The sequence below is a fragment of the Pontibacillus salipaludis genome, from assembly GCF_014642405.1.
Taxonomy (GTDB): Bacteria; Bacillota; Bacilli; order Bacillales; family BH030062; genus Pontibacillus; species Pontibacillus salipaludis.
In genome coordinates, this window is record NZ_BMIN01000023.1 from 1 (window position 1) to 17098 (window position 17098).

General features: G+C 40.8%; 25 protein-coding genes, 1 rRNA gene and 1 pseudogene. 2 read left to right on the forward strand and 25 right to left on the reverse strand.

Annotated features, from left to right (window positions below; all coding sequences use genetic code 11):
- From IEW76_RS18445 to IEW76_RS18455, 3 genes are all read right to left on the reverse strand, one after another.
- Window positions 1-80: ribosomal RNA gene (locus IEW76_RS18445) — 16S ribosomal RNA — on the reverse strand; the annotation flags it as partial.
- Between the two features lie 326 nt (window positions 81-406).
- A complete protein-coding gene (pgmB, locus tag IEW76_RS18450) occupies window positions 407-1063 on the reverse strand; it encodes a beta-phosphoglucomutase (RefSeq protein ID WP_188655906.1) in 657 nt (218 codons plus the stop codon).
- A gap of 66 nt (window positions 1064-1129) precedes the next feature.
- Window positions 1130-1351, reverse strand: coding sequence for a hypothetical protein (locus IEW76_RS18455; RefSeq protein WP_036787668.1), 222 nt, complete (start codon window positions 1349-1351; stop codon window positions 1130-1132).
- Window positions 1352-1495: 144 nt separating this feature from the next.
- On the opposite strand from IEW76_RS18455, the gene pdaB reads away from it, so the two are divergent.
- A complete protein-coding gene (gene pdaB, locus IEW76_RS18460; RefSeq protein WP_308422093.1) occupies window positions 1496-2260 on the forward strand; it encodes a polysaccharide deacetylase family sporulation protein PdaB in 765 nt (254 codons plus the stop codon).
- A gap of 15 nt (window positions 2261-2275) precedes the next feature.
- On the opposite strand, the gene IEW76_RS18465 is transcribed toward pdaB, so the two are convergent.
- Window positions 2276-2950 (reverse strand): KinB-signaling pathway activation protein, encoded by a 675-nt coding sequence (locus tag IEW76_RS18465; protein ID WP_188655907.1) that lies wholly within the window; start codon window positions 2948-2950, stop codon window positions 2276-2278.
- 145 nt (window positions 2951-3095) lie between these two features.
- On the opposite strand from IEW76_RS18465, the gene gerD reads away from it, so the two are divergent.
- The gene (gene gerD, locus IEW76_RS18470; protein ID WP_188655908.1) at window positions 3096-3752 is read left to right on the forward strand and encodes a spore germination lipoprotein GerD; all 657 of its coding nucleotides are present in this window, start codon (window positions 3096-3098) and stop codon (window positions 3750-3752) included.
- Window positions 3753-3793: 41 nt separating this feature from the next.
- On the opposite strand, the gene salA is transcribed toward gerD, so the two are convergent.
- The 21 genes and pseudogenes from salA to rpmD form a co-directional block, all read right to left on the reverse strand.
- Complete coding sequence (salA, locus tag IEW76_RS18475; protein WP_188655909.1) at window positions 3794-4843, reverse strand: iron-sulfur carrier protein/transcriptional regulator SalA; 1050 nt, start codon at window positions 4841-4843, stop codon at window positions 3794-3796.
- A gap of 100 nt (window positions 4844-4943) precedes the next feature.
- On the reverse strand, window positions 4944-5657 hold the full coding sequence (cwlD, locus tag IEW76_RS18480; RefSeq protein ID WP_188655910.1) for an N-acetylmuramoyl-L-alanine amidase CwlD: 714 nt from the start codon (window positions 5655-5657) through the stop codon (window positions 4944-4946).
- A 63-nt stretch (window positions 5658-5720) separates the two neighbouring features.
- The gene (locus IEW76_RS18485) at window positions 5721-6164 is read right to left on the reverse strand and encodes a DUF2521 family protein (RefSeq protein WP_188655911.1); all 444 of its coding nucleotides are present in this window, start codon (window positions 6162-6164) and stop codon (window positions 5721-5723) included.
- 255 nt (window positions 6165-6419) lie between these two features.
- Window positions 6420-6812, reverse strand: coding sequence for a 30S ribosomal protein S9 (gene rpsI / locus IEW76_RS18490; RefSeq protein WP_036787686.1), 393 nt, complete (start codon window positions 6810-6812; stop codon window positions 6420-6422).
- 22 nt (window positions 6813-6834) lie between these two features.
- Window positions 6835-7272: a 50S ribosomal protein L13 gene (rplM, locus tag IEW76_RS18495; RefSeq protein WP_036787689.1), complete on the reverse strand. Its 438-nt coding sequence runs from the start codon at window positions 7270-7272 to the stop codon at window positions 6835-6837.
- A gap of 163 nt (window positions 7273-7435) precedes the next feature.
- Window positions 7436-8179 (reverse strand): tRNA pseudouridine(38-40) synthase TruA, encoded by a 744-nt coding sequence (gene truA, locus IEW76_RS18500; protein ID WP_188655912.1) that lies wholly within the window; start codon window positions 8177-8179, stop codon window positions 7436-7438.
- Between the two features lie 13 nt (window positions 8180-8192).
- Window positions 8193-8990 (reverse strand): energy-coupling factor transporter transmembrane component T family protein, encoded by a 798-nt coding sequence (locus IEW76_RS18505; RefSeq protein ID WP_188655913.1) that lies wholly within the window; start codon window positions 8988-8990, stop codon window positions 8193-8195.
- A complete protein-coding gene (locus IEW76_RS18510) occupies window positions 8987-9853 on the reverse strand; it encodes an energy-coupling factor ABC transporter ATP-binding protein (RefSeq protein ID WP_188655914.1) in 867 nt (288 codons plus the stop codon). The genes IEW76_RS18505 and IEW76_RS18510 overlap by 4 nt, the downstream gene beginning before the upstream one ends.
- Window positions 9829-10668: an energy-coupling factor ABC transporter ATP-binding protein gene (locus IEW76_RS18515; RefSeq protein ID WP_188655915.1), complete on the reverse strand. Its 840-nt coding sequence runs from the start codon at window positions 10666-10668 to the stop codon at window positions 9829-9831. The genes IEW76_RS18510 and IEW76_RS18515 overlap by 25 nt, the downstream gene beginning before the upstream one ends.
- A 173-nt stretch (window positions 10669-10841) precedes the next feature.
- The gene (rplQ, locus tag IEW76_RS18520; protein WP_036787704.1) at window positions 10842-11201 is read right to left on the reverse strand and encodes a 50S ribosomal protein L17; all 360 of its coding nucleotides are present in this window, start codon (window positions 11199-11201) and stop codon (window positions 10842-10844) included.
- A 44-nt stretch (window positions 11202-11245) separates the two neighbouring features.
- Window positions 11246-12046, reverse strand: a pseudogene (locus tag IEW76_RS18525) (DNA-directed RNA polymerase subunit alpha); the annotation flags it as partial.
- Between the two features lie 152 nt (window positions 12047-12198).
- Window positions 12199-12588, reverse strand: coding sequence for a 30S ribosomal protein S11 (gene rpsK / locus IEW76_RS18530; RefSeq protein ID WP_036787710.1), 390 nt, complete (start codon window positions 12586-12588; stop codon window positions 12199-12201).
- 25 nt (window positions 12589-12613) lie between these two features.
- Complete coding sequence (gene rpsM, locus IEW76_RS18535) at window positions 12614-12979, reverse strand: 30S ribosomal protein S13 (protein ID WP_036787713.1); 366 nt, start codon at window positions 12977-12979, stop codon at window positions 12614-12616.
- A 24-nt stretch (window positions 12980-13003) separates the two neighbouring features.
- Window positions 13004-13117, reverse strand: coding sequence for a 50S ribosomal protein L36 (gene rpmJ / locus IEW76_RS18540; RefSeq protein ID WP_036787716.1), 114 nt, complete (start codon window positions 13115-13117; stop codon window positions 13004-13006).
- A gap of 39 nt (window positions 13118-13156) precedes the next feature.
- Window positions 13157-13375, reverse strand: a complete 219-nt coding sequence (gene infA / locus IEW76_RS18545) for a translation initiation factor IF-1 (protein ID WP_036787719.1) — start codon at window positions 13373-13375, stop codon at window positions 13157-13159.
- Window positions 13353-13688 (reverse strand): KOW domain-containing RNA-binding protein, encoded by a 336-nt coding sequence (locus IEW76_RS18550; protein WP_036787722.1) that lies wholly within the window; start codon window positions 13686-13688, stop codon window positions 13353-13355. Before IEW76_RS18550 ends, infA begins: the two co-directional genes overlap by 23 nt.
- Before the next feature lie 16 nt (window positions 13689-13704).
- Window positions 13705-14451, reverse strand: a complete 747-nt coding sequence (gene map / locus IEW76_RS18555) for a type I methionyl aminopeptidase (RefSeq protein ID WP_188655917.1) — start codon at window positions 14449-14451, stop codon at window positions 13705-13707.
- The gene (locus tag IEW76_RS18560) at window positions 14448-15101 is read right to left on the reverse strand and encodes an adenylate kinase (protein ID WP_188655918.1); all 654 of its coding nucleotides are present in this window, start codon (window positions 15099-15101) and stop codon (window positions 14448-14450) included. Before IEW76_RS18560 ends, map begins: the two co-directional genes overlap by 4 nt.
- A 43-nt stretch (window positions 15102-15144) precedes the next feature.
- The gene (secY, locus tag IEW76_RS18565) at window positions 15145-16437 is read right to left on the reverse strand and encodes a preprotein translocase subunit SecY (RefSeq protein WP_188655919.1); all 1293 of its coding nucleotides are present in this window, start codon (window positions 16435-16437) and stop codon (window positions 15145-15147) included.
- A complete protein-coding gene (gene rplO, locus IEW76_RS18570; RefSeq protein ID WP_036787735.1) occupies window positions 16437-16877 on the reverse strand; it encodes a 50S ribosomal protein L15 in 441 nt (146 codons plus the stop codon). Before rplO ends, secY begins: the two co-directional genes overlap by 1 nt.
- A gap of 32 nt (window positions 16878-16909) precedes the next feature.
- Entirely contained in the window at window positions 16910-17092 is a 183-nt protein-coding gene (gene rpmD, locus IEW76_RS18575) for a 50S ribosomal protein L30 (RefSeq protein ID WP_036787738.1), read from the reverse strand.
- Between the last annotated feature and the right edge of the window lie 6 nt (window positions 17093-17098).

Sequence of the window (17098 nt, forward strand, 5' to 3'; positions counted from 1 at the left end):
TGTTGATTCACGCGCTCGACTTGCATGTATTAGGCACGCCGCCAGCGTTCGTCCTGAGCCAAGATCAAACTCTCCATAAAGTTAGAGTTTGCCTAGCATCAAATAAATGATTACTGGCTTTAAAAAATAATTTAAAGACATTGACGTTACATGTTGTTTCGTTCAGTTTTCAAAGATCAAATTGTTTCGCTGTGTTTCAGCGACAGAAACTAATATAACATTTCTAATTAATTTCGTCAATCACTTTTTTGAAAAAGTTAATTTGTTATTGTTTAACTCTTATTTTGAAGTGCTTATCTCGCTGACAACAAAAAATATCTTACCACGGTATTAATGACTTTTGCAATAGTTTTGCATAAAAAAATTAAAAATCCCTCTAAAAATCTTTTAGAGGGATCACATGATCTTATCCGTAATGCCCTCGTAGCGCTTTTAACGTGAGTTGTGATGGATGCTCTATAATCCAATCGGCTTTGGCCATAGCTTTTTTACTCCCTACTCCTACTGCATACATTCCAGCAGCTTTAATGGAATCCACTCCGGCTTCAGCATCTTCTACTCCTACACATTTATCAGGGGTAACCGCTAACTGATCCGCAGCCTTTAAAAAGATCTCCGGATCAGGTTTACCATTCTTAACGGTAGCTGCGTCTACTATTGTATCTAGAAAGGATTCAATTTTAAGCTGTCGAATAACAGGGCGGGCATTCTTACTAGCGGAAGCTAGCGCTGTTGGAATCTCCGCTGCTCTTATCTCGTTCAAGAACGGTAATATTCCCGGCAGAAGATCATCTGGAGTAATTTGCTGGATAAAGGTTTTATAATGTTCATTCTTTTTATGAGCTAACTCATTCATTTCTTCTTCAGAGAGCACAATGCCTCCATGGTCTAAAATCATATGTAAGGAGTCCATTCGACTTACACCTTTTAATCGTTCGTTAAACGCACGGTCGAAATGTACTCCCAATTCTTCAGCTAATTGTTTCCAGGCTAAATAATGATATTCAGCGGTATCCGTAATCACACCATCTAAATCAAATATAATGGCACCTATTTCCCTCATTCATTCTCCACCCCTATGTAAAAGCGATTTCATACATACACTATATCATACATAGGAGAGGTCTAACTATTGATGTTTACGCTTTGGCAGTACATATCGAATACAGTCATGTTTGCTTGCTAATCTTTTGAACAATTGGTACAGGATCTTATAACGTTCTTCCATAGCTCTTTTGACAACGTGATCAATCCGGTGGTCTTCTAAGTCCATTAAAAGCTCATCCATCTCCCGCTTCAATAGATATTCTATTTCTTTTTGTTCCATATCTTTTAATAAAAGTCCTAGCATGTACTCACCTCTTTATAATTGTTCCCTTCTATCATGTCCATTTATATCCAATTTATGAAATGAATCATCTGCTTGTTCATATTTGTCCACTCCATTCATAAGTTGTACTAAGCAGGGAATTTCTGAATGGATAAGGAGAGGTGTATGATGCAACACTTTTATGCATGGAACGGAAATCGAATAAAAAAGTGGGGACTAGTTGTTATTGCCGCTCTATTCTGCTCAATCTTTTTATGGGTAGAAAAAGACAATGCCTTCTCTGTCTTTTCAACCGACAAAGGTCCACGTGCACTTATTAGCAGCAACACTAAGGGCAAGGATGTAGCTATTACATTTAATATTAGCTGGGGACAAGAAGAAGTTTTCCCCATTCTTGAATCATTAAAGAAAAACAATGTAAAGGCTACATTCTTTGTGAGCGGAGAATGGGCTGAAAAGCACCCGGATATTTTAAAAGAAATTACTGAGAGCAAACATGATTTAGGAATGATGGGATATCGTTATAAAAGTTATGCTAAACAAGACATTGCCCAAGTAAAGAAAGACCTTTTGTACGCAAGGGAAGTGTTTAAAAAACTGGGGTATGAAGAAATGGACCTTCTAAGACCTCCACATGGACACTTCAACAAAGAAGTACTGACGCTTGCAGAAGATCTCGGTTTTAAGGTCGTACAATGGAGCATAAACCCTGAAGACTATAAGAACCCTGGAACGCAAACCATTGTAGACGAGATCATGAAAGAAACTTCAGGCGGAGACATTATTGTTTTACATGCTTCTGACTCTGTAAAACAAACAAACGAAGCATTAAAGACTGTTCTTCCAGGATTGAAACAAAAAGGGTACGAATTTGTCTCCATATCTGAGATGATCTCAAAAACAGAGGCAAAGTCATCCACTGTGAAATAAAAAAGAGCAAACGTATTAACGTTTGCTTTTTTTCTTTCTGTTCTTCTTTTTCTTCTGGCCTTTTTTAGGCGTATTAGATGCTTGTACCGCTTCTGCCTTCGTCTCTCCATCATTCAAGCGATGAAGAACTAATAGCTGATAAGTATTACAGAAAAGAACTGCAGGTAGCATAAGCATAACCCAATCAGAGTCGTCAGCCTGGAAAGCTGGTACGAGCTCTACTGAAGTTATAACGACCATAAAGAATAGAGCAGGTATAAATGCCTTTGAGTTCGTTTCTTTAGATTTCAGATAGGCTACTGCCCAACCAAATAGAAGGAGCGCTGCTGGCAATACAAAAAATGAAGCTACGCCCACTTCTCCTGATACAGCCTTATAGCGGAAGTACACCAAATCAAACAAAGTAAACAGAATCAGAACAATCTGGATGGGTGCCCACAGCTTTCTAAACATCCCTAAACCAAATTGGTGAACCGTTAGATAAGCAAAGAACGCCATCTGACTAATTACACTAAAGATAAAACCTAATCCTAAATACATGAGCATTAAGATAATGACTTCCCATATACTAAAAGGATTAAAAGCTGTTACATAATGTTCATTCTGTACAAAAAAACTAACGAAGAGGGTAATAAGCCCTCCCCACAATAAAGTCGTCAGAAACAAATTCACCCATTTGCGACTTGTCACGTTGGATCCCCCTACTTTCATTGCCGTAAATCAATCCTATGGTATTTTACCATAAAAACAAGCGTTTTCACTCCAAAACCTGTGTATATTTTCTTTCAATTATCTCATATTAAGTATATGTAAGGTGATTGAAAGGAGCGTTCTCATGAATAGGATGAAGGGTTTAGCAATCCTACTCGTACTAATGACAGTATTAACAGCTTGTTCTGGTAACTCCTCATCTGGCGGAGAACAAGCCGATTATGATAAAACCAAGAAAATGGTTGTAGATATATTGAAAACCGATGATGGAAAAAAGGCAATCACAGAAGTATTATCCGATAAGGAAATGAAACAGCAAGTTGTCTTAGAATCAGATGTTGTCAAAACGAGCATTGAAGAAACCATTATGTCTGACAAAGGAAAGAAATTTTGGGAAGAATTATTCCAAAATCCTCAGTTCTCAAAAAAATTCGCTGAATCATTATCCGAAGAACAGAAGAAGATTATGAAATCTCTCATGAAAGATTCCCAGTACCAAAAAAGCATGTTAGAGCTTATGCAAAATCCTGAAATGGAAAAACAGATGCTTACGGTTATGAAAAGTCAGCAATTCCGTGAAGATCTGGAAAAGACCATACAAGAAACCATGGAAACTCCTATGTTTAAAGCTAAAATGAGCGAAATCGTTCTAAAAGCTGCTGAAGAGATGAAAACAGGACAATCTCAGTCAGAGGGTGGCGGCGGTTCACAAGGTGAAAAGAGCTCTAGCGGCGGCAATGGTTCTAAACAAGAGCAACAATCTGGTGGCGGAAGTGAATAACAAAAAGGGTGCCCTATAGAAGGGCACCCTTTTCATTAGGTTTAACTCATCTTTTTTATCATTTTGTTCGCAATGGATAAAAAGATCTTTCCTGTCGGGTGGTCTGCTTGGTATACACCAGGAGCAAAGATGTCCTCTTCTTCATAAGGTTGTTGAAGAGGGAGTTGTCCAAGAACTTCTGTCTGAAGTTGTTCAGCTAGTTTCGGACCTCCACCTTGGCCAAATACAAATTCCTTTTGGCCAGTTAACGCACTTTGGAAATACGCCATGTTTTCGATTACACCTAAAATTTCATGCTCTGTTTTAATAGCCATTTGGCCAGCACGGGCCGCTACAAATGCTGCCGTTGGGTGTGGCGTAGTGACGATCACTTCTTTACAGGATGGGAGCATGGAATGAAGATCTAACGCTACGTCACCTGTACCTGGTGGCAGATCAATGAGTAAATAATCTAAGTCTCCCCACTCTACTTCTTTAAAGAAGCTCGTGAGCATTTTACCTAACATTGGACCTCGCCAAATAATTGGGGAATTATCCTCAACGAAAAAGCCCATAGAAATGACTTTCACACCAAATCGTTCTACTGGAATAATCTGTTCACCACGTACTACCGGTCGCTCTTCAATCCCCATCATATCCGGTACACTAAACCCGTATATATCGGCATCAATAATTCCTACTTTTTTACCTAAGCGTGCTAAAGAAGTGGCTAGGTTAACCGTAACAGTAGATTTCCCTACGCCACCTTTACCGCTAGCGATCCCAATGAATGTTGTTCCTGTATTTCCTTCTAATAATGATTCACTTTCATTACTAGCACCCGCATACTGCTGAATAATCTCATCCGATAACTGGTTGAATCTTAACCCTACTGTAGCCACACCAGCACCTTTTAAAACGTTTACAATTTCTTGTTGAAATTGCATTTGCTCAGCTGTATTGGGTTGGGCTATAGCAATCTTCACACTTACATGATTCTTCTCTTCTTTAATTTTAATCTCTTCTATTCCGTCTGTTTCTTCTAATGTTCTATGTAAATGAGGATCTTGCAAGGGATGTAGCAGATCCACCACTTGTTCTTTTGTAATCATATTCTGTCACCAACCTTCTATAGTGTCTATGTTGTAGTATAACATAAAAAGTCAGAAAGCTTGGATGACAGTGCTTGATTATTACAAATTTTCAGTAAGGTCATTCCGGTATCGCATCTTCTGTAACGTAGCGTAACATCCCTTCATATACCGAAGCAGCAACTTTGTTTTGATACTCCTCTGTTTTCAACAACTCTCGCTCATGTGCATTAGACAAAAATCCAATTTCCACAAGCGCTCCAGGAGATTCCGTGCTGCGAAGCAAGTACATGTTACTAATAGCTAATGCACTACGATTCGTATTTTCTAAGTTCCGCTTAATTTCACTTTGAATAAGCTTCGCAAGTTGTTCACTTTCTGGCGAAGATGCATTATAAAAAGATTGAGCCCCGTGCCATTTTGGCGAGGGAATGGCATTTAGATGAACACTTACATAGAAATCAGCTTCTTTATCATTGATGAATTCGACACGCCTCTTTAAATCTTGGGATTTTCGTTTAGAAATGCTTTTTTCATCCTCATCAGCCAAATCAACATCTCTTTCCCTCGTCATATAAACTAGAGCCCCAGCTTGTTGTAAATAATCCCGAAGTTTTTTAGAAACCTCCAGTGTTATTTCCTTCTCAAGCGTTTCATCGCTCCCCACCGCTCCACCATCAACCCCACCATGACCCGGGTCAATGACAATAACCTTACCAGCAAGGGGAAGGGACCATGTTTGCCACGAATCATTTGTTTCGATCGGATAACGTATAAGTACAATTAGGACCACTAAACCAATAAACCAACTTGAAATTTTAAAAGCTTTCCCCATCCTTGTCTCCTCCTCGTCCTAGCTACTTCTCAATATATGGGACAAGGATGGAGAATATGCGTATCAATCAAGTCTTAGCCGTCTACGTCGTTCCCCTCGTTCTAAACCAATCTTCCACCATGTGTCTATAAAATCTTCACAGCTCTTTTCTGCCTTTACAACAAACCATCCATTTATACCTGAGGCTTGCTGCCAATACTCCAGATAATCAAAGAAATCAAGTGCGATTGTACCAAGTTCAGATTCATAACGTTTTTGAATGTCTTCCATACCCTCTCCCATTAGTATAAATTGACTCGCCTCTGCACCTAATAAGTATGCTTCCATTGCTTGCTCAACCGCTTCTTCCTTAATAGCGGACTCATATACTTGAAACGAGTGAAAGAAGCGCTGAAACCTCTTAGACACATCGTTTTGAACTTCTGTGAATGTTAACTCACGCAATAAATTTCGCTCAAAAGCTAGCTGTTTATTTAAACGGAGCCGATCTATTGATACAACCGACATACCGAATCACCTCCATATTGCTTATTAGTGTATTCGGTATGAAGCTCAATCATTCTGAGCTATAACACTTCCCTTGACTGGAAAAAATACGTACACATAAAAAGGCCCACCAACATGAGAGCGGTGGGCGCTGATTGAATAGTATTGAACGACTTAAGTTAAGATACACAAGCGGACATAGCCATTTATTATATAGTAAACGACAAAAAACCCCCGGTCCAAAGACCAGGGGTTTTGAAAAACGAAAATATAAAATTAACGTTTTGAGAATTGTGGAGCACGACGAGCAGCTTTAAGACCGTATTTCTTACGCTCTTTCTTACGAGGGTCACGTGTAAGTAGACCTGCACGCTTAAGAGTCGTACGGTATTCTGGATCTGCTTCTAACAACGCGCGTGCAATTCCGTGACGGATTGCACCAGCTTGACCTGTGAAGCCACCACCATCAACGTTTACATAAACGTCGTAGTTGCCTTCGTTTTCAGTCACAGCTAAAGGTTGTTTAGTGATCACACGTAGCGTTTCATATGGGAAATAATCTTCTGAGTCACGTTTGTTAATAACGATACGGCCTGTACCTGGAACTAAACGTACACGCGCTACAGAAGTTTTACGACGTCCGGTACCGTTGTATTGTACTTGTGCCATCTGTAGTCAACCTCCTTATTAATTAACCGCGAAGCTCGTATGCTTCTGGTTTTTGTGCTTGGTGCTTGTGTTCAGGACCTGCATAAACATGTAGCTTTTTGCCCATTTTGCGTCCTAGGCTTCCGTTTGGTAGCATACCTTTAACGGCTAGCTCGAGCATTTGTTGTGGATAGTTCGTACGCATTTCTAGAGCGTTACGTTCTTTAAGTCCACCAACATAATTTGTGTGACGGTAGTACATCTTGTCCGTCAGTTTTTTACCTGTAAGTTGGATCTTCTCAGCGTTTACGATAATGACATGATCGCCAGTATCAACGTGAGGAGTGTAAGTTGCTTTATGCTTACCGCGAAGGATTGCTGCAACTTCACTAGCCAAACGACCTAGTGTTTGGCCTTCAGCATCAACAACATACCATTTGCGTTCAACGTTGTTTTCGTTTGCCATAAAAGTTGTGCGCATGGTCAGTTCCCTCCTGATTTTCGTTATCTCGTTAACGTATATTTTATTCTCAACACAATTAGATTCCGGGGCCAATCGTGGTATAGAAATAAAATGCCATAGATCATATTATAATACTTTACTATTTAATGTCAAGGGTATGTTACACCTGGGGACGTTGTTTTTACAAATAATCCACATTCCACAGAAACAACCCTTGTGGTGGCGCCGTTTTGCCAGCCTGGTCTCGATCTTTAGCTGCCAATATTTCTTTTAAGTCTGATACGTCTTTTCTTCCGGAACCAATCTCAAGGAACGTTCCGATTAAAATACGAACCATATTATAAAGAAAACCGCTCCCGATAAACGTAAATACCAGTTCATCATCTACTACGTCGCAGCGGACAGAATATAGAGTACGCACATAATCACCTTTCATCGTCGTTTTCTTCGAACAAAAGGACGTAAAGTCATGAGTGCCTTCTACTAAAGCACATGCCTCTTGTATGGCCTCTATATTTAATTTATAAGGATAGTGAAAGGTTACGCCTCTCCGGAAAACATCGGGGATGTCACGGTTTAAGACACGGTACCGATATTCTTTCTTTTTTGTACTATAGCGTGAATGAAAATCATCAGATACAGGGTAAGCACGTTGTATGACCACGTCATCCGGCATTAAAGATTGCAGGGCCTTTCTCCAATCCATATTAGGATTATCTAAATCAGAATCGAAATGAAGGACTTGTCCACGTGCGTGAACACCTGCATCCGTTCGTCCAGAAGGGTGTAAACGTATTTCTTTCCCTTTATGAATTTTCCTCAACGCTTTCTCAATCTCTTCCTGAACGGTTCGTCCATTTGGTTGAACTTGAAATCCAGAAAAATGAGTACCATCGTAGCTTACCACACAAGCAATACGAACCATAGTGTAGACACCTCTATGCTCTAGTTAAAAATACAGCGATTATCACAAAGGTGAACAGAACAAGAACCATATAGTCAATTTTACGTAACGCAAGCTCACGGAGTTTAGTCCGTCCTTCGCCACCTTGATAGCCTCTAGCCTCCATAGCCATAGCCAGCTCTTCAGCACGCTTAAACGCACTTACAAAGAGTGGCACCAATAATGGGACAATAGCTTTTAATCGTTCTTTAATAGGACCTGTTCTGAAATCAACCCCTCGTGAGGCTTGGGCCTTTGAGATCTTCTCTGTCTCTTGCATAAGCGTAGGGATAAAGCGCAGAGAGATCGACATCATTAACGCTAGCTCATGTACAGGAAACTTAATCCTTTTTAAAGGATGAAGGATACTCTCAATAGCATCTGTAATCGCAATAGGTGTGGTTGTCAATGTAAGCAACGATGTAATAAGAATCAATAAAAAGAACCTTAAAGATATAGCCACACCTTGAATAAGGGCTCCTGAATAAACGTCAAAACCTAGTACGGAAAAAAGTACATTTCCTTCTTTCGTAACAACGAGGTGAAGAATAAACGTAAATATAATCAAAAACCAAACAGGCTTTAACCCCTTTGCAATAAAACGAGGTGGAATCTTCGTAACTCCAACACTTAATAAAGCAAATAACGCGAGAGCCCCATAACTCGCTACAGAGTTAGCAAAAAAGACCACAATGACAAAGAAGAATATGATTGTAATCTTTGCTCTCGGGTCCATATGGTGTACAGGAGAGTCTCCAGGTACATATTGCCCGATTACCATAGAACTGTTCATACAGAGCCCCCCTTTAACTTATGAGCAGCTTCTGCAGCCAATTCTTCAACGGATTGCTTCTTGTATTCCAAGGATAGTCCAAATCGCTTATTCATCTTAGTAGTTAATTCAATAATTTCGGGCACATCTAATCCCACTTTATTCAAAGCTTCCTTCTCTTTAAACACTTCTAGTGGTTTCCCCTGCATATACATATGGCCATTGTGCATCACAATAACGTAATCAGCATAAGCAAGAGCATCCTCCATACTGTGCGTAACATGAACCGTTGTGAGATTTTTCTCATGATGAAGTTTATAAAACATATCCATAATCTCACGTTGTCCTTTAGGGTCTAAGCCAGCGGTAGGTTCATCTAATACTAGTACTCGAGGATTCATAGCAAGCACTCCCGCAATAGCAACACGGCGCATTTGTCCACCACTCAAATCGAATGGAGAACGCTCTAACATATCTGATGACAACCCTACAGCTTCTATTGTTTCTTGTACTCTTTGTTTGATTTCTTCTTCTTGTACGCCAAAATTTAGAGGTCCAAATGAGATATCTTTTTCAATTGTTTCTTCGAATAATTGGTGTTCTGGGTATTGAAAAACGACGCCTACTTGTTTTCTAAGTGCTTTCAGGTTTTTCGGTTTAGACCCAGCTTGCAACATGACGTCACCAATCGTCACACTCCCGTGGGTAGGAGCTAGCAAACCATTCAGGTGTTGAATGAGTGTAGACTTCCCAGATCCTGTGTGTCCAATCACAGCCACAAAGGAACCAGATGGAATTTGAAAAGAGAGGTTTTCGAGAGCTCGGTGTTCGAACGGGCTATTCGGTTGATAGATATAACTTACATTGTCGAATGTAATGTCCATAATTCATCCATCAATTCTTCATGATTTAAGGGTTGTTTGTTCACATTAAGGCCAAGCTCTTTTAATTCATGAGCGAACTTTGACACGAGCGGAATATCTAATCCAATGGATTGAAGATCCCCTTTTTGTTCAAACAGCTCTCGAGGAGTACCCTCAAACCAAACGTTACCTTTATTCATAACAATAACCCGATCAGCAAGCGTTACCTCATTTAAGTCATGTGTGATCGTTACAACTGAAACATCACGTTCCTGTCTAACCTGATTCACCGTATGCATAATCTCTTTTCTTCCCTTAGGGTCTAACATGGCTGTGGCTTCGTCCAGAATAATCATAGATGGAGCCACGGCCAACACACTCGCAATGGCGACACGTTGTTTCTGACCACCTGAAAGCCTGTGCGGCTCATGATCTTCATACTCTTCCATCCCAACAGCTTTTAAACTATGGGCAATTCTTTTTATCATCTCTTCACGAGGGATCCCGTGGTTTTCAAGTCCAAACGCCACATCGTCTTTAACCGTTGTCCCCACAAACTGGTTATCTGGATTTTGGAATACCATACCGACTTTACGACGGATCTCCCATATATTCTCATCAGAAAGCTTTAAGCCGTCTACGTACACGTGGCCTTCATTTGGGAAAAGCAATCCGTTCATAAGTTTTGCCATGGTTGATTTACCCGAACCATTATGACCTATGACAGCTACCCATTCATTTTGGTTCACTTGAATAGAGACATCATCCAACACAACAGGACTGTCTTCTCGATACTGGAAAGAGACGTTTTGAAATTCTAAGAAACTCTGCTCCATCTCTTACCTCCTCTGCTCTACTCTCATATTTCCCCGGAAATACGACAAATTAACACAACAGTGTTTTTATAAAATGTCGAATTAGGTTGTCGCCGGAATTTGTCTTAAACGTATAAAAAAAGGGCTGGGATAACCTCTAAAGAGATTCTGTCCTGCCCTTTTTCCAAGTGGGATTATACTAATTCGATAATCGCAGTTTTTGCACCGTCACCTTTACGGGCACCAAGTTTCATGATGCGAGTGTAACCGCCTTGACGGTCTTCGTAACGTGGACCGATGTCTGTAAATAGCTTCTGAAGTGCAGTTTGACCGCTCTCATCATCAGCTTGTGCTTTGTATAGGAAAGATTCAGCTTGGCGACGAGCATGAAGATCTCCACGCTTACCAAGTGTAATCATTTTCTCCACAACAGAACGAAGCTCTTTCGCTTTCGCTTCAGTAGTTTCGATACGTTCATGAATAATTAGGTCAGTTGCTAAGTTGCGTAGCAATGCCATACGTACGTCAGTTGTACGACCTAGTTTTCTAGCCATGTCAGTTCCCCTCCTTTGCAGAGTTTCTCTCTATCGACGAATGATTAATCGTCTTTACGTAAGCCTAAGCCAAGTTCTTCGAGCTTATGCTTAACTTCCTCAAGGGATTTACGTCCAAGGTTACGAACTTTCATCATATCCTCTTCCGATTTTTGCGCGAGTTCTTGTACCGTGTTGATACCTGCACGCTTGAGGCAGTTATAAGAACGCACGGATAAATCCAGTTCTTCGATTGTCATTTCTAGGACTTTTTCTTTCTGGTCTTCTTCTTTCTCAACCATGATTTCAGCGTTTTGCGCCTCATCAGTGAGTCCAACGAAAATGTTTAAGTGTTCCATATAGATTTTAGCACCTAATGAAACTGCTTCTTCTGGTCGAATGCTTCCGTCAGTCCAAATGTCCAACGTAAGCTTATCAAAATTTGTCACCTGGCCTACACGAGTGTTTTCCACTTGGTAGGTAACACGTGAAATTGGAGTGAAGATAGAATCAACTGGGATGACGCCGATAGGCTGTTCATCAAATTTGTTCGCTTCTGCAGGACGATAGCCGCGTCCTTTTTCTGCAGTAATTTTCATACGCAGATTTGCATTAGATTGTAACGTAGCAATGTGGATCTCAGGGTTTAAGATCTCCACATCAGAATCATGCGTGATGTCTGCAGCTGTTACTGCTCCTTGCCCTGACACATCAATCTCTAAAGTTTTAGTCTCTTCAGAGTAAATCTTAAGAGCTAATTGCTTAAGATTTAGGACGATCGTTGTTACGTCTTCGACTACTCCATCAACTGTTGAAAATTCATGAAGTGCGCCTTCAATCTGGACAGAGGTTACAGCAGAGCCCGGTCCCCGGTTAGACAAAGTCTAACCGAAATTCCTCAGGTAGGCAGTCCCCGTTTATACATAGTTTATTCGTTCATAAGCTAAAATGCTTTTATACTGCTTTTTTAGCTATCATAACCCATTATAGACAGGGTGACAAATTCTATACAGGTAAATTACACACGACGACGTTTTGGTGGGCGGCAACCATTGTGAGGTACTGGAGTTACATCAACAATGGCTGTAACTTCTAGTCCTGCTGCTTGAAGTGCGCGAATCGCAGCTTCACGGCCAGCACCTGGGCCTTTAACCGTTACTTCTACGGATTTAAGTCCGTGTTCCATACCAGCTTTTGCAGCTGCTTCAGAGCACATTTGTGCAGCGAATGGAGTAGATTTACGAGAACCTTTGAAACCAAGTGCACCAGCACTACTCCAAGATACTGCGTTACCTTGAACGTCAGTAATCGTAACGATAGTGTTGTTAAACGTAGAACGGATGTGTGCTACACCCGTGTCAATATTCTTTTTCACACGGCGCTTACGAGTGTTTGTTTTACGAGCCATAGGGTTAGCTTACCTCCTTTATACCTTATTTTTTCTTGTTTGCAACTGTACGACGTGGACCTTTACGCGTACGAGAGTTGTTTTTCGTTTTCTGACCACGAAGTGGAAGGCTACGACGGTGACGGATTCCACGGTAGGAACCGATCTCGATCAGGCGCTTCACGTTAAGAGAGTTCTCACGACGAAGATCACCTTCAACAGTGTAGTTCTCAAGAGCTGTACGAATCTTAGCTAATTCATCTTCTGTTAGGTCACGAACACGAGTATCCTCAGATACGCCTGCATCCGCTAAAACTGATTTAGCAGTTGTGTGTCCAATGCCGTATACATACGTTAATGAAATGACAATACGTTTGTCACGTGGAATGTCAATACCAGCAATACGTGCCATTCAGCAGTGCACCTCCTTTAGTACTTATCCTTGTTTTTGTTTATGCTTAGGATTATCGCAAATTACCATTACTTTACCTTTACGGCGGATAACTTTGCATTTTTCGCAAATTGGTTTTACAGATGGTCTTACCTTCATCATCCATACCTCCTTTTAGATCGGAGCATTCCCGCATTATTATTTGTAGCGGTAGGTAATACGTCCTCTACTTAAATCATATGGAGAAAGTTCAACCGTTACTTTATCTCCTGGAAGAATACGAATGAAATGCATACGAATCTTTCCGGAGACGTGAGCAAGTACGGTATGACCGTTCTCTAACTCAACTTTAAACATTGCATTGGGCAATGTGTCAACGATTGTTCCTTCTACTTCAATTACATCTTCTTTCGCCATCGAGTTGATCTCCCTTCTTCAAATCAGTCACTGCTTCATCTACAAATTTTGATAAGGCAAAACGAAGTTTGCCATTCGTTACGCGACCAGTTTCTAGAAGGCTATTTTCGACCTCAGGAGAAACATACTCAGTACATTCAATGTGTTGAATATTCTTCTTCTTCGGCCTGTCGTACTTTCGTTTTTCTCCGTCTGCGAGCATCACAAAACGATCATCAACAAATCCGATGATAATCATATATTGTTCTACCTCACGTCCTTGCAAAACACGAACAACCTGACCTATTCGTGGACTCGAATCCGCTTCGTTCAAAAACGATCACCTTCACTTAGGCTTTAGTTAAAATCTCAAAACCTTCATCCGTTATTGCAATAGTATGCTCGAAGTGGGCACACATCTTACCATCTTCCGTAACTACTGTCCAATTATCAGCTAGCGTACGTACATAGCGTTCACCAGCGTTTACCATTGGTTCAACGGCTAAAACCATTCCTGGTCTAAGACGTGGTCCTTTATTCGGTGGACCGTAGTGAGGAATTTGTGGGTCTTCATGAAGTTCTTGCCCAACTCCGTGGCCTACATATTCTCTAACAATAGAAAAACCTTTAGGTTCTACGAATGATTGTATAGCATGAGAAATATTTGATAAGCGAACGCCCGGTTTTGCTTCTTCCAGGCCTTTAAACAAGGACTCTTCAGTTACATCAAGTAGTTCCTGTGTTGCTTCATCGATTTCCCCTACTGGGTAAGTCCAGGCAGAATCTCCATGATAGCCTTTATATTTAGCACCAATATCTATAGAGATAATATCTCCGTTATTCAATTGGCGATCACTTGGAATTCCATGTACCAGCTCTTCATTGACAGATACACAAATACTGCCACGGAATCCATTATAACCTTTGAAAGAAGGAATTGCATCCATACTGAGAATGAATTCTTCCGCAATCTCATCAAGTTTATTGGTAGTGATACCAGGTTCAATATGCTTTTGCAATTCCTGGTGCGTGAGTGCGACGATTCTGCCGGCTTCACGCATAATATCTAATTCGCGTGGCGTCTTTGTAATAATCATTTAGATAAGCCTCCGAGCTTTTGGTCGATATCATGGAATACTTGATCAATTTCTTGATCTCCATTGATCGAAACTAAATATCCTTTACCTTCATAGAAGTCTAATAGTGGTTTAGTGTTTTCAAGGTTTACTTCAACACGCTTGCGCACGGTTTCTGGTTTGTCGTCATCACGTTGAATGAGTTCGCTACCATCATTGTCGCATTTCCCCTCTACTTTAGGAGGGTTGAATGTGACATGGTACGTAGCGCCACATGTTGGACATATTCTACGTCCAGTCAAACGCTCGACAAGCTGATCTTGGTCTACATCGATATGAAGAACATAGTCTAATGTAGAGCCTAAATCAGATAGAACTGTTTCAAGCGCTTCTGCTTGTGCGATTGTTCTCGGGAAGCCGTCTAAAAGAAAGCCTTCAGTAGCATCTTCTTTACCAAGACGCTCGCGCACAATACCGATGGTTACTTCATCCGGTACAAGTGCACCTTGATCCATATAGGACTTAGCTTCTTTTCCTAGATCAGTTCCTTCCTTAATCGCAGCACGAAACATATCTCCTGTTGAGATATGAGGGATTTGGTATTTTTCAACGATCTTCTCTGCCTGGGTACCTTTACCAGCACCTGGTAAACCCATTAAGATTAAGTTCAAAATGTTCCCCTCGCTCTCATTGGTGGATTAGCACCTAATCCTTTTATTTAATGAAGCCTTTGTAGTGACGTTTCACTAACTGACTTTCTAATTGTTTCATCGTTTCTAGTGCAACACCAACTACGATGAGTAGACTAGTACCACCAATTTGAACACTTTGTGGAAGTCCGGCAAAATTCCCTAGGATAATCGGCAATACAGCAATCACAGCTAGGAAAATAGAACCCACAAATGTTAAACGGTAAAGTACACGAGTCAAATAAGTTTCGGTGTTTTTACCAGGACGAATTCCTGGGATATATCCACCTTGCTTCTTCAAGTTCTCCGCCATTTGCTCCGGATTAACCTGAACAAATGTGTAGAAATACGTGAAAGCAATAATTAAAGCTACATAGATAATCATTCCAGTCCAGTTTTGATAATCAAAGATATACTGGATTGTGGAAGCCACTTCACTATCACCGAAGAACCCTGCGACAGTACGCGGAGCCACGATAAATGAAATTGCGAAGATTACTGGGATAACCCCTGCAGCATTTACTTTTATCGGAAGGTGCGTAGAATGACCACCCACTGGAGAACGATTGACTAACCGTTTCGCATATTGGATAGGAATTTTACGCAACGCTTGTTGAATGAATATAACTCCAACGACAATTCCAACTGTTACAAGTGCAATCAATGCAACAATTACGATATTGAGAAATAGTTGATCTCCTGCTCCGGAAATATATTTCTCATAAAGCTGGTTCACTCCACCTGGAATACCAGCAGCAATACCTGCAAAGATTAAGATGGAAATTCCGTTACCTACGCCATGTGCAGTGATTTGTTCACCTAACCACATTAAAAACGTTGTTCCACTTGTTAGTACGAGTGCAATTACAATGAACTTCATAGCACCCGGATCTAAGATTAATTGTCCGCCAGTCATCGCATTAAAGCCGACTGACATACCAATTGCTTGGATAAAAGCTAGAACGACCGTTCCATAGCGGGTAAACTGAGCTAATTTACGACGGCCAACTTCACCTTGCTTCTTCCATTCTGTGAACTTAGGAACAACATCCATTTGCAAAAGCTGCATAATGATGCTGGCCGTAATGTACGGCATAATTCCCATTGCAAAGATGGAGAACTGTTGAAGGGCTCCGCCCCCAAACGTATTTAAGAAGCCAAAAACATTATTTTCATTCATAAAGTTAATGGCGTTCTTATCAGTAAATGGAACAGGTATAAATGTTCCAAGTCGGAATACGACTAACATTAAAAGAGTGAAGATGATCTTTTGTCGTATATCACTCACGCGCATAAAATTGGAGATTGTCCGGAACATTAAATCACCTCAGTTTGACCGCCCGCTGCTTCGATAGCTTCTTTCGCGGAAGCAGAGAACTTATGAGCTTTTACAGTTAGTTTCTTCTCAATGTTACCTTTACCAAGTACCTTGATGCCAGAATTAAGTTTGCTAACCACGCCTGTTTCAAGCAAAAGCTCAGGAGTGACTTCTGTTCCTTCTTCGAAACGATTCAACGCGTCAAGGTTTACAACTGCAAACTCTTTGCGGTGAATGTTTGTGAAACCACGCTTTGGTAGGCGTTGGAATAGAGGCATTTGACCTCCCTCGAAACCTGGGCGTACACCGCCACCGGAACGAGCTTTTTGTCCTTTATGACCACGTCCAGAAGTTTTACCGTTACCAGTAGCCATACCACGGCCTACACGATTACGTGTTTTACGAGTACCTTCTGTTGACTTCAGTTCATGAAGTTTCATTGTAGCACCTCCTCTTTTACGTTATTCGATCGTTATACTTCTTTTACCGTCACTAGGTGAGATACTTTGTTCGCCATACCACGTACAGCTGGAGTATCTTCGTGAACTACGGTTTGGCGAATTTTCTTAAGACCAAGCGCCTTAACAGTAGCACGCTGTGGTTCTGGTCTGCCAATCACACTGCGAGTGAGGGTAATTTCTAATTTTTTAGACATACTATT

Excerpts from the sequence above, each read along its gene's own strand:
- pgmB (WP_188655906.1), bottom strand. The coding sequence starts at position 1,063 with ATGAGGGAAATAGGTGCCATTATATTTGATTTAGATGGTGTGATTACG.
- IEW76_RS18455 (WP_036787668.1), bottom strand. The coding sequence starts at position 1,351 with ATGCTAGGACTTTTATTAAAAGATATGGAACAAAAAGAAATAGAATAT.
- pdaB (WP_308422093.1), top strand. The coding sequence starts at position 1,496 with ATGATGCAACACTTTTATGCATGGAACGGAAATCGAATAAAAAAGTGG.
- gerD (WP_188655908.1), top strand. The coding sequence starts at position 3,096 with ATGAATAGGATGAAGGGTTTAGCAATCCTACTCGTACTAATGACAGTA.
- salA (WP_188655909.1), bottom strand. The coding sequence starts at position 4,843 with ATGATTACAAAAGAACAAGTGGTGGATCTGCTACATCCCTTGCAAGAT.
- cwlD (WP_188655910.1), bottom strand. The coding sequence starts at position 5,657 with ATGGGGAAAGCTTTTAAAATTTCAAGTTGGTTTATTGGTTTAGTGGTC.
- IEW76_RS18485 (WP_188655911.1), bottom strand. The coding sequence starts at position 6,164 with ATGTCGGTTGTATCAATAGATCGGCTCCGTTTAAATAAACAGCTAGCT.
- rpsI (WP_036787686.1), bottom strand. The coding sequence starts at position 6,812 with ATGGCACAAGTACAATACAACGGTACCGGACGTCGTAAAACTTCTGTA.
- rplM (WP_036787689.1), bottom strand. The coding sequence starts at position 7,272 with ATGCGCACAACTTTTATGGCAAACGAAAACAACGTTGAACGCAAATGG.
- truA (WP_188655912.1), bottom strand. The coding sequence starts at position 8,179 with ATGGTTCGTATTGCTTGTGTGGTAAGCTACGATGGTACTCATTTTTCT.
- IEW76_RS18505 (WP_188655913.1), bottom strand. The coding sequence starts at position 8,990 with ATGAACAGTTCTATGGTAATCGGGCAATATGTACCTGGAGACTCTCCT.
- IEW76_RS18510 (WP_188655914.1), bottom strand. The coding sequence starts at position 9,853 with ATGGACATTACATTCGACAATGTAAGTTATATCTATCAACCGAATAGC.
- IEW76_RS18515 (WP_188655915.1), bottom strand. The coding sequence starts at position 10,668 with ATGGAGCAGAGTTTCTTAGAATTTCAAAACGTCTCTTTCCAGTATCGA.
- rplQ (WP_036787704.1), bottom strand. The coding sequence starts at position 11,201 with ATGGCTAGAAAACTAGGTCGTACAACTGACGTACGTATGGCATTGCTA.
- rpsK (WP_036787710.1), bottom strand. The coding sequence starts at position 12,588 with ATGGCTCGTAAAACAAACACTCGTAAGCGCCGTGTGAAAAAGAATATT.
- rpsM (WP_036787713.1), bottom strand. The coding sequence starts at position 12,979 with ATGGCACGTATTGCTGGTATTGACATTCCACGTGACAAACGTATTGTC.
- rpmJ (WP_036787716.1), bottom strand. The coding sequence starts at position 13,117 with ATGAAGGTAAGACCATCTGTAAAACCAATTTGCGAAAAATGCAAAGTT.
- infA (WP_036787719.1), bottom strand. The coding sequence starts at position 13,375 with ATGGCGAAAGAAGATGTAATTGAAGTAGAAGGAACAATCGTTGACACA.
- map (WP_188655917.1), bottom strand. The coding sequence starts at position 14,451 with ATGATTATTACAAAGACGCCACGCGAATTAGATATTATGCGTGAAGCC.
- secY (WP_188655919.1), bottom strand. The coding sequence starts at position 16,437 with ATGTTCCGGACAATCTCCAATTTTATGCGCGTGAGTGATATACGACAA.
- rplO (WP_036787735.1), bottom strand. The coding sequence starts at position 16,877 with ATGAAACTTCATGAACTGAAGTCAACAGAAGGTACTCGTAAAACACGT.
- rpmD (WP_036787738.1), bottom strand. The coding sequence starts at position 17,092 with ATGTCTAAAAAATTAGAAATTACCCTCACTCGCAGTGTGATTGGCAGA.